Source organism: Variovorax sp. CF313, from assembly GCF_000282635.1.
Classification (GTDB): Bacteria; Pseudomonadota; Gammaproteobacteria; order Burkholderiales; family Burkholderiaceae_C; genus Variovorax.
In genome coordinates, this window is the sequence record NZ_AKIW01000097.1 from 61,297 (window position 1) to 71,061 (window position 9,765).

Annotated in this window: 9 protein-coding genes; 1 reads left to right on the forward strand and 8 read right to left on the reverse strand. The window is 70.4% G+C overall.

The annotated features are described in order from the left end of the window. Positions 1-34: 34 nt before the first annotated feature. On the reverse strand, positions 35-1,618 hold the full coding sequence (locus PMI12_RS23145) for a rhodanese-like domain-containing protein (RefSeq protein ID WP_007837278.1): 1,584 nt from the start codon (positions 1,616-1,618) through the stop codon (positions 35-37). An 82-nt stretch (positions 1,619-1,700) separates the two neighbouring features. Then, positions 1,701-2,291: a cysteine dioxygenase family protein gene (locus PMI12_RS23150; RefSeq protein WP_007837281.1), complete on the reverse strand. Its 591-nt coding sequence runs from the start codon at positions 2,289-2,291 to the stop codon at positions 1,701-1,703. A 107-nt stretch (positions 2,292-2,398) separates the two neighbouring features. Between PMI12_RS23150 and PMI12_RS23155 the strand changes: the two genes are divergently transcribed. Further along, a complete protein-coding gene (locus PMI12_RS23155; protein WP_007837283.1) occupies positions 2,399-3,271 on the forward strand; it encodes a LysR substrate-binding domain-containing protein in 873 nt (290 codons plus the stop codon). A gap of 27 nt (positions 3,272-3,298) precedes the next feature. Here PMI12_RS23155 and PMI12_RS23160 read toward each other — a convergent pair whose 3' ends face one another. The 6 genes from PMI12_RS23160 to PMI12_RS23185 all read right to left on the reverse strand — a co-directional run bounded on the left by PMI12_RS23160 (position 3,299) and on the right by PMI12_RS23185 (position 9,681). Continuing rightward, positions 3,299-4,891, reverse strand: coding sequence for a GGDEF domain-containing protein (locus tag PMI12_RS23160; RefSeq protein WP_237726161.1), 1,593 nt, complete (start codon positions 4,889-4,891; stop codon positions 3,299-3,301). Between the two features lie 79 nt (positions 4,892-4,970). Continuing rightward, a complete protein-coding gene (locus PMI12_RS23165; protein WP_007837286.1) occupies positions 4,971-5,798 on the reverse strand; it encodes a GNAT family N-acetyltransferase in 828 nt (275 codons plus the stop codon). Between the two features lie 8 nt (positions 5,799-5,806). After that, positions 5,807-6,901, reverse strand: coding sequence for a hypothetical protein (locus PMI12_RS23170; RefSeq protein ID WP_007837288.1), 1,095 nt, complete (start codon positions 6,899-6,901; stop codon positions 5,807-5,809). Beyond that, the gene (locus PMI12_RS23175) at positions 6,901-7,845 is read right to left on the reverse strand and encodes a methyltransferase (RefSeq protein ID WP_007837290.1); all 945 of its coding nucleotides are present in this window, start codon (positions 7,843-7,845) and stop codon (positions 6,901-6,903) included. The genes PMI12_RS23170 and PMI12_RS23175 overlap by 1 nt, the downstream gene beginning before the upstream one ends. Continuing rightward, positions 7,842-8,744 (reverse strand): iron-containing redox enzyme family protein, encoded by a 903-nt coding sequence (locus tag PMI12_RS23180; RefSeq protein ID WP_007837291.1) that lies wholly within the window; start codon positions 8,742-8,744, stop codon positions 7,842-7,844. The genes PMI12_RS23175 and PMI12_RS23180 overlap by 4 nt, the downstream gene beginning before the upstream one ends. A gap of 106 nt (positions 8,745-8,850) precedes the next feature. After that, the gene (locus PMI12_RS23185; protein ID WP_007837292.1) at positions 8,851-9,681 is read right to left on the reverse strand and encodes an urease accessory protein UreD; all 831 of its coding nucleotides are present in this window, start codon (positions 9,679-9,681) and stop codon (positions 8,851-8,853) included. Between the last annotated feature and the right edge of the window lie 84 nt (positions 9,682-9,765).

The window sequence follows — 9,765 nt, forward strand, 5'->3', positions numbered from 1 at the left end:
GGACAAGGACGAACGGAAAGCGGAACCGGGGATGTCAGCCGTGCGATGCGGCGGCGGGCAGGCGGAAGGCGGCGCGCTCCTGCGCGTCGAGCTGCGCGACGAGGCCTGTCTCCCATGCGAGGTAGCGGCGCGCGGCTTCCTTGTTGCCGTCGTGCCGGTCGTGCACGAAGAACAGGTAGTCGATGCAGTCGCCGTCGGCGGGGAGCGCGGGCGTGGCCTCGACGGGCAGGCCGGCGGCGCGCCATGCGGCCATGCCGCCTGCCAGCAGCAGCGGTGCGCTCGGCAGGCCCGCGAGCTCGGAGGCCGCGGCCCATGCCGCGAGCGCGGCGTCGTCGGCAACCAGCACGAACTGGCGCGTCTCGGTGTTCGCCACGTCGCGGGCGAGGCGGGGGCGGATCGACCAGCGGGCCTGCGCGATGCGGCCGGCGCGAAACTGCATGCTGGCGCGCAGGTCGACTACCGCCACCTCGTTGCGCTCGATGCGCGCGGCGAGCGCCTGTGCATCGATGGTGGCCAGTGCGGGCGCACGGGGCGCGGCGGCAGGCGCGAGCGACAGCCCGCTCGCCAGCCCGCCTTCGAGCACGCTCGCGTCGTGCCCCATCTGCCGCAGCCAGCTCGCGATGGTCGGCGCACGCACGCCGTCGTTGTCGAACAGTACAAGCCGTGCGCCGCGCACGCCGAAGTACTGGTCACCCGCCTGCATCAGCTGTCCGCCCGGCGTGTGCTGCGCACCGGGCAGGCTGCCGGCCGCGAATTCTTCCGGCGTGCGCACGTCGCACAGGAACAGGGTGCGCTCTGCGTCGTCGGCCCACTGCCGCACGGCCTGCGCGTTCACCATCGGCACGTCGAAGCGGGCGGCCAGCGCCCTGGCGGCGGAGCGCAGGTCGGTGTTGCCGCTGTCGTCGGCGTAGCGCCGCGTGCCGCCGTGCTCCAGCGTGTGATCGGCAAGGTACCAGCCCTGCGTGCCGTTCTCCAGCGCATAGACGGGGTTGGGCAGCCCCAGGTTGATGAGCGTCTGCGCGCCGATGATGCTGCGCGTGCGGCCCGCGCAGTTGATGACGATGGGCGTGGTGGTGTCGGGCACCAGCCGGCGCACGCGATAGGCCAGCTCGCCGTTGGGGCAGCAGGTGGCGCCCGGGATGTTCATCTTGTGGAACTCGCTGGCGGGGCGGCCGTCGAGCACAACCACCTTGTCTTTGCGAGCGAGCATCTCCGCGAGCTGGCCGGCGCTGACGCGGGGTGTGTGATAGACCTCCTCGGCCAGTTCGCCGAAGGTCTTCGAGGGCAGGTTGACGCCCGCGAAGAGCACGTAGCCCGCGGCCTTCCAGGCACGAGTGCCCCCTTGCAGCACATGCACGCTGCCGTAGCCCAGCACGGCGAGGCGCGCGGCGGCGCGCTCGGCCACGTCGGCGTCGCCCTCGTCGTACACCACCACGCGCACGCCGCGGCGCGGCACGAGGCGCGGCGCATCGATCTCCAGCCGGCTGAAGGGCAGGGGAATGCCGTAGAACAGATGGGCCTCGCCGTACTGGCCGTGCTCGCGCACGTCGAGCAGCGCGATCTCGCCGCCGTCGTGCAGCCAGGATTTGAGGGTCTTCGGGTCGATGGAGGAAGTCATGAGGCGAGTCGTCGGGACGAATGAAATCCTGCGAGGCCACGCTGCGCGGCCCGCATGAAAGCGAAGCGGAAAAAAAATGCGGCTAGCGGCGCGTCTGCACGCCGATGCCCATGGTCTGGTACGTGCCCGCGTCGAGGTCGTAGGCGGTGCGCTGGTTCAGCGTTTCGAGCGCGCGGCCGTACATGTGCAGGTGGCGGATGACCTGCTCGCCCTGGATCTCGACCGAGTGGATGTCCTCGGGCATCAGCGCGATGCCCTTGCCCGGCGCGACGACGACCAGAGCCGTCTGCTTCAGCTTGCCCACGCCCGGCACGCTGCCGTCGTCGGTGCGCTCGTACACGCGGTTGTGCTCGGTGCCTTCCACGGCCGCGATGCAGGCCCAGGTCGTGTGGTTGTGCGGCACGATTTTCTTGCCCGGGCGCATCACGTTCAGGTACAGCGCGTAGCTCTGGTCCGGGTCTTCGGCGATCAGGTAGCGGGCCTGGTGCTCGCCCGCCTCGGGCGGCGGGAAGTCGGCGGCGCCCCAGTATTCGGTGTGCGCGGCCAGGCCTTGAAGCGAATCGAGCACCGCGTCGAGCTTTTCCCGGGTGGCTTCAGCGCCGCCTATGGCCTTCTTCATGTCGGCGATGGACGCCTCGACGGCCCGGCTGCGTTGCTCGGATGGGGTGCTCATGCGGTTTTCTCCAGTGGGGTTGCCTGTTCGGTGTGCATCCACTGTAGTGACGGGGGCGTGACGCAACAATCCAGCTGGCGCAGGAAACACTTCAATAAAATTAATACATGCCCACGCTCGATCTCGAACTGCTGCGTTCCTTCGCGGCCGTCGTCAGCCACCAGAGCTTTGCCGCCGCCGCTGTGCACCTCGGGCGCACGCAGTCGGCCATCACGCAGCAGATGCAGCGGCTGGAGGAGCAGATCGGCCCCCCGCTGTTCGCCAAGCAGGGCCGGCAGAAGCGGCTCACGCAGCACGGCGAGAGGCTGCTCACCTACGCGCACCACATGCTCGCGGTGAACGACGAAGCGCTGCGCAGCCTGCGGCAGGGGCAGCTCGAAGGCAACCTGCGCATCGGCGCGCCGCACGACGTGGCCGAGACCATGCTGCCGCTGCTGCTGACCGAGGTGGCGCGCACCTCGCCGCTGCTGCAGCTGGACATCCACATCGGCCGCAGTCCCTACCTGATGACCTCGCTCAAGAGCGGCGAGGTCGACATGATCATCTCCAACCGCGCCGACGCGCAGTTCGACGGCGTGGTGCTGCGCAACTCGCCCACCGTGTGGCTGTGCGCCGCGGGCTACGTGCACGACCCGGCCAAGCCGGTGCCGCTCATCATGGCGGACGGGCCCAGCATCTTCCGCCGCATCGGCCACGAGGCGCTCGACGCGGCGGGCGTGGCCTGGACGCCGCGCTACACCTCGTCGAGCCTGATCGGCATCAAGGCTGCGCTGCGTGCGGGGCTGGGCGTGACGGCCCGCGGCGTGGAACAGCTCGACGCGGGCCTGCGCGTGCTCGGCGCGGGCGACGGCATGCCGCGGCTGCCCGACCTGGCGTACTACCTCTACGTGCGCAGCCACGTGGTGAATCCGGTCACGCGGCAGGTGTTCGAGACGCTGAAGAAGCACCTTCGGCTGCCGCGGACCGACATGCCGGCGTAGGGGCCGCGGCAGCGGATGATGCCGCGCTCAGTGCGGCGTCGGCGTCACTGCATAGTTGCCGCGTCCGCTCTGCTTGGCCCGGTACATGGCCGCGTCGGCCGTGGCGAGCAGGTCTTGCGGCGTTTCGTTGCCGTTGCCCAGGGCGATGCCGATCGATACGCCGATGACCGTGTCGCAATGCCCCGTCTCCAGTTGCAGCGGCCGGGCGATCGCGTCGATGCAGCGCTGGGCCAGGGTCGTCGCACCCTGTTCCGCGGAGCTTTCGAAGTCGGCGGCCAGCAGCACGAATTCGTCGCCCCCGATGCGCGCCACCGTGTCGGTCTGCCGCACCAGGCCCTGCAGCCGTTGCGCGATTTCCAGCAACGCCTTGTCGCCCGCCTCGTGGCCGAGCGTGTCGTTGAGTTTCTTGAATCCGTCGAGGTCGAGGTAGAGCACGGCCATCTGGCGCGCATGCCGCTTGGCCCGTAGCAGCGCCTGCTGGAGCCGTTCGTCGAGCAGCTTGCGGTTGGGCAGGCCGGTCAGGCTGTCGTGGTGGGCCAGGCGCGCCAAGGCCTCCTGGTTGTCCAGCAGCTTGGCCAGCAGCCGGTTGAAGGCCTGCGTCAGGTACCCGATCTCGTCGTCGCGCACCACCCGCAGCGGCGTCAGCGCGAGTTCGCCGCGGGTCATCCGGTCGGCCTGGTCGGCGGCGCGCAGCAGCGGCCGCAGCAGCCACGCCATGATCAGCCCGATCACGATGAGTACCGCTGCCACGGCGGGTGCGCGTTGCTGCAGGATGAAGGTCTGCATGCGCCCCACCGGGGCCAGCGCTTCCGAAACGGGCAGCCGGGCCACCACGAACCAGCCGCTGTTCGGCACCGAGGCGATGGCGGAGATTTCGTCGATGCCCTTGGCATTGCGCGTCGTCCCGCTGCCGCGATAGCCCGCCATGGCGCGGTCGTGCAGCGGGTTCACGCCGTCGGGCGGGGTGGGTGTGAGGGACATCGAGACGTCCGTCGAGGCCACGAAGATGCGGTCGCGCGGCGACACCACCAGGATGCCGCCTGCTTCGCCCACGCGCCCCTGTTGCAAATGGTCGAGCAGGCCGTCGGCCGAGAGGTCCGCCGTGCCGAGCAACACGGCGGCCACCTGCCCGGCGGCGTCGCGCACGGGCACGGCCATGGGCAAGACCGAGTGCCGGGAGGCTGTGGCCCGCGGACGGCCCGGCGCGGACTGCCCTGCGCGCGCGGACGCGAATTCCGAACCGTCCGTTGCGAGCTGCCCCGTACCGTCGAGCCGCTTGCCGGTGGCGTCCGCGACCATCAGGCCGAGCGGGAAGACCGGGCTCAGCGTGCTGCGCTCCGCCAGCCATCCCCGCAGCCGGTCGGGCTGCGTCAGGAGTTCCGGCGGCAGGGTGGCCGCCAGGCGTTCGAGGAACGACAACCGCTCGCCCAGGTAGTTGTCGACGTTGCGCGCCACGTAGGCGGCCAGCGCCGTTTGCTGCACCGCCACCGATCGGGTCAGCTCCTCCCGCAGGAAGCGGCTGAGCTGGATGTAGCTGCCGGCGGTTCCCACCACCGCCATCAAAAGGCCCATCATGAGCAGGCGAACAACAAGGCTGTTGGCGGATTTTCTGAAGTTCACTCTGGCGGTGGGGCGTGAGGGCGTGAGGTGCGGGACTGTATCCCAAGCGCCCGGGCGCGCCGTGATCGCGCCCGCAACGTCACGCGGCGACGCCGAAGAAATGCTGGCGGTAGCGCGGCGACACGTCGTCCACGCGCAGCATCATCGGCAGGTCGGCGGTGTTGAACGCGACATCGAGCGCGGGCGGGCCGAGCAGGCGCGCGCCGCAGCGCAAGTAACCCTTGATGAGCGGCGGCGCGGCGGGAGGCGCCGTGTCGCTGTCGGCATCGGCTTCTGCATCGGTGTCCAGCGGCAGTGCGATGCGTGGCTCCACGCGCCAGCGCTGCTCGACCAGGTGCGTGCGGCACAGCTGGTGCCACAGCCGCGCGGCAGTCAGGCCCTGGTCGTCGAGCCCGATGCTGGCGCAGCCGATCATGGTGTCGAGTGCGTGGTCGACCATGTACTGCCCCAGCGCGGCCCACAGCGCCATGATCACGCTGCCCGAGCGCCAATCCGCATCCACGCACGAGCGGCCCAGCTCAAGCGCCCGCGCACGCAGCGGCGCGAGCGGCGCCAGGTCGAACTCGGTGTCGGTGTAGAAGCCGCCCGCGCGGCGCGCTGCTTCCGGAGTCAACACGCGGTAGGTGCCGATGAGCGGGCCGCGGCCGTGCACGGGGTCCACCGCATGCACCAGCAGGTGGTCGCAGAAGGGGTCGAAGCGGTCGGCATCGAGTCCGGGCGGCGTGCCTTCGGGTGGCGCGAGACGGGCGCCCATTTCCTGCGCGAACACGCGAAAGCGCAGGCGCTGGGCGTCGCGCACGTCCTCTTCGCAATCGGCCCAGCGGGTTTCCAGCAGGGGCGCCGCGGCAGCGAGCGGCGCGAGCGAACGGCGGGGCAGGGCGTGCGAAGCGGTGATGTCCATGTGCATGCGGCAATTCAGTTGGATGGCGGATAGCGGTCGACCAGGCGGTTCTGCCGCCGGTTGAGCCGTGCGAGGGCGAGCAGGCCGATGGGCCGTACGCCGGCCTTGCGCTGCGCTGCGCCGATGGCGAACAGCAGCCGCTGCTTGGCGAAGACCATGCGAAAGCCCTGCAGCACGCCGATGTCGGGGTCCCAGGCCTCGATGGCTTCGGAGCCCGCGCCGTTGATCTCCATGATGGTGAAGCCGCGCCCGGCGCCGAGTTCGCGCAGGTTCTCGCAGCGCACGTCGAAGCGCCCGAAATGGAAGTCGGGCATGTCGCGCGCGATGGCGTCGATGGCACGCACCAGCTCGGGCGTGATGAGCGCCGCGCCGTCGCGGTACAGCCCGCCCACGCGGGTCGAGCCGATGGTGGCCAGCCGAACCTGCTGGCCGGCGGCCGGCACGCTCTCGGATGGCACGCTGCATTCGTGGCGCGGCGAGCGCGCGATGCGGCGCGCGCGCACGTCGGCCGCCACGAGCTGCGCCACGGTGCTGCGGCCGTCGCCCGTCACGCGCGGGAAGTAGCGCAGCGCGAGGCCGATGATGCGGCCCTCGCCGGTGACGGGATCGCGTGCGTAGAAGATGCCTGCCTCGCCTTCCTGCGGCAGGTAGCGTTGCAGCACGACCGTTTCGCCGGAAGGAAAGGCGGCCAGGTACGCCCGCAGCGCAGCCATGTCGGGCAGCAAGCGAACGCCGTAGCCGCACAGGCCCAGGTCGGGCTTGGCGACGATGGGGAATGCGAGGCCGTTCTCAGCCATGATTCGCCGCAACGAGTCTTCGTTCGCCGTGCCATCGTTGAACACCGCGCAGTAGTCGGCCGTGAGCGAGCGCGCCAGCGGCCCCATGCCGCGGAAGTATTCGAGCTTGCCTTCGCCCACCAGTCCGCCCGAGGTGAGATGCGGGTTGGCCGCCGACGGCAAGGTGGCACCGCCGTAGCGCAGCGACAGCCACAGCCACTGCACCACCAGCGGCACGCAGATGAGCCACTTGGGCATGCGCTCCAGCACGCTGCATTCGCGCACCACGGCGAGCCGCGCGGTGTCGGCGCCGAGGTCGAGTCCGGCGGCCATCACGCGGCCTCCGCTGTGCGCGTGGCAACGAGCCCGACGGCGGCGATGCGGTCGATGTGCGCATACACCGGGCGTTCCAGTTCCTCGCCGAACACGTCGGGATCGATCTCGGCATACGACCACTCGAAACCCGGCGCGGTGAGCAGCGGCCGTATCTCGGCAAGGAACGGGTCTTCGCCATCGACCATCGCCACGCCGGTGTAGAGCAGCAGCTGCCCGCCCGGCGCCAGCCGCTTCAGCGACTCGGCCGCGATGCGCACGCCGAGCGCCCGCCCGAGCCGCGCGCCGCCGTGGCGGTAGGCGCGCTGCGCGGCATCGTCGAGGTAGGGCGGATTCGACACGATGAGGTCGAAGTCGCCTTCGACCGCCGACAGCGCATCGCCCTGCGCGAGCGTCACAGGGATGCCGGCGGCCTCCGCATTGACGGCCGTGTACTCCAGCGCCAGCGGATTGATGTCGTTCATCACGATCGTGCAGGGCGTGTCCATCGCCGCCAGCGCACGCGCCATCGCAATGCCGCCCGCGCCGCTGCCGCAGCCCACGTCGAGCACGCGCAGCGGCTGCTTTGTCTTGCGCGGGTTCAGCGCATAGCGGATGAAACGCCCGAAGCGATGCGTGTCGGGCCCGAAGAACACGGCGTTCTCCTCGACCGTCGGGTAGGCCGAGTGAAAGAACAGGTCGTCGCCGAGGCTGGCTATGCGCACCGTGCTGCGCAGCAGCGACCCTGTGCGGCGCACGATGCCGGCCTGCTCCATGCCGGCCAGCAGTTCCGGCGGCACGGTGCCCGCTTCGAACGGCAGGTTCCAGCCGAAGATATCGCGCAGCGTCGCTCCCGGCTCGCGCCCGCGCCGCGCGAGCACGCGCTGGTGGGTCAAGGGCGTGACGGTCGTGAAGCGATAGCCCGTGGCCGCCACCTGGCGCAGCACGCCGGCTGCGTTCATCATGCGGCGACCTCCTCGGCTTGTTGCAGTTCGGCGGTGTAGCGCGCGAAGCAGCGCTCTCCGCAAACGAGCCGCATCAGCGCGCCCTCGGCGATGAACTGCCCGCAGGACGGATCGGCCTCGACCAGCGGCCGGATCACCTCGCGTATCCACGCGCGCGAGTGCGACACGTCGAGCGCCGCATGCAGGTCGAAGTAGGCGCGCGCACGGCCGCTCAGGCCCAGGCGGCGCATGCCGGCCGCCACCTGCTTCACCCGCCCGGGGGCCGTGAGCTCGATGACGCCGAGCGCGCCGATGGCGTGGTACGCGTAGCGCCGCGTGGTCGCCAGCCCGACCATGGTGTTGGCCAGCGCGAGCGACTCCCATACGGTGGTGTCGATGGCCGGATGCAGGTCGAGTTCGCGCACCATGTGCTCCAGCATCTGGCCGTGCATGGCGCTGCGCTTGCCATGGCCCATCTCGTCCCAGAAGTTGCGCGCGCATTCGAGCTTGGGCTGCGGCGGCAGCTTGACCTGGGCGCAGGCCAGCAGGTCTTCGAAGCCCGCTTCGCCCGCGGCCTCCTGCGTGAGGAACCAGCGCATCTGCGGCAGGGTGGCTTCCTGAGCCAGCCAGTCGAACAGCGGGTGATGCTGGCCGGGGCCCGTGCGCGCGAGCGACGCGAACCAGCTGGTGAAATGGTCCGCATTGCCGGCCGAGGCCGATGCCGCCACCTGCACCGTGGTGCGCAGGGCTTCGAGGTACCTGCCTTCGATCAGGCGGCATTCATGCTCTCGGGCGAGCTCATCCTGCCAGTGGGGCGACGGGCTGCCGAACTTCAGCCGTGCGGCGTTGAAGTGCGCCAGATGCCGATGAAGCTGCGTTTCCGCATGGGTGTGGGCGTTCGGGGCGTTGTCTGGAGACATGGCCGATCCTCGTCATCCGCTGGGCAAAAGAGGCAGCGTGCGCCTTTGCAAAGCGGCTGTCCGTCAGACGGCGCCTACAGATTGGCCCCAGGGGCGAAGATCGGGCTCAGGTCGCCCAGATGCGCGGCGTGGCCGCGGGCAGCTGCCACAGCTCGCCGCGCCATGCCTGCCAGACTTGCCGCAGCAACTGCATCGCGGGCTCGACCACGGGCGCGAGCACGCGCAGCACGACCACTTCGGCATGCGGGCTGGTGGCACCTGCGCTGCCGAACAGCGGGCTCGCTTCGAGCAGTGAGCGTGCGTGCGCCAGCAGGGCCTCGCGCCGGGCGCGCGCTACCGGCGAGCCCGCCACGAAGAACAGCGAAGCCAGGCAGCGGTGGCCGTTGAGGCCAATGGGGCTTTGCAGCAGCCGATGGTCGGCCGCGTCGATGCGCCCGCGCTCCAGCCACACGCCGGGCACCTCGATGTGCTGCAGGTAGCTGCCGCGCTCGAAGGGCTGGTTGGCATTCGGCAGGCCGAGCGCGGTGATGTCCCAGCCGATCAGCTCGGCGCCGGGCTCGATCTCGATGGAAAGCCGGTTCTCTGCCTGGCAGCCGCTGTAGCAGATGGCTTCGAGCGGCAGCCATTCGAGCCGCGCGCCGGCCGCGAGGCGGATGCGCGTGCGCTGCAGCGCCAGCTCGCCTTCGGAGCGGTAGAAGCGCGAGGCGCCGGGCGTGGTGATCAGGCCATGGCTGCCGTCGGCGGCCTCGATGCCGAGGTCGAGCGTGTCTCCACCCACCAGACCGCCCGGCGGATGCACGAGCACGTTGTGGCAGACGGCGTCGCCCTCGGGGTACAGACTCTGCAGGATGCGCAGCGGGCCGTCATGGCGGAAGCGGGCGACGGTGCGGGCGGATTCCCGCTGGTAGGAGAGATGGAGACGGGCGTGCCAGGGCATTCGCGGAGTCTAGTCGGGGTGTTTTCGTGGAACACCGCGGAACCGGCTTCGCCGGGCCGCCGGTGTTGCCCCCGGTAGGGGGTT

What these genes read in the sequence shown, in the direction of transcription:
- PMI12_RS23170 (WP_007837288.1), bottom strand. Translation starts at nt 6,901, where the DNA reads ATGGCCGCCGGACTCGACCTCGGCGCCGACACCGCGCGGCTCGCCGTG.
- PMI12_RS23175 (WP_007837290.1), bottom strand. Translation starts at nt 7,845, where the DNA reads ATGATGAACGCAGCCGGCGTGCTGCGCCAGGTGGCGGCCACGGGCTAT.
- PMI12_RS23150 (WP_007837281.1), bottom strand. Translation starts at nt 2,291, where the DNA reads ATGAGCACCCCATCCGAGCAACGCAGCCGGGCCGTCGAGGCGTCCATC.
- PMI12_RS23165 (WP_007837286.1), bottom strand. Translation starts at nt 5,798, where the DNA reads ATGCACATGGACATCACCGCTTCGCACGCCCTGCCCCGCCGTTCGCTC.
- PMI12_RS23145 (WP_007837278.1), bottom strand. Translation starts at nt 1,618, where the DNA reads ATGACTTCCTCCATCGACCCGAAGACCCTCAAATCCTGGCTGCACGAC.
- PMI12_RS23185 (WP_007837292.1), bottom strand. Translation starts at nt 9,681, where the DNA reads ATGCCCTGGCACGCCCGTCTCCATCTCTCCTACCAGCGGGAATCCGCC.
- PMI12_RS23155 (WP_007837283.1), top strand. Translation starts at nt 2,399, where the DNA reads ATGCCCACGCTCGATCTCGAACTGCTGCGTTCCTTCGCGGCCGTCGTC.
- PMI12_RS23180 (WP_007837291.1), bottom strand. Translation starts at nt 8,744, where the DNA reads ATGTCTCCAGACAACGCCCCGAACGCCCACACCCATGCGGAAACGCAG.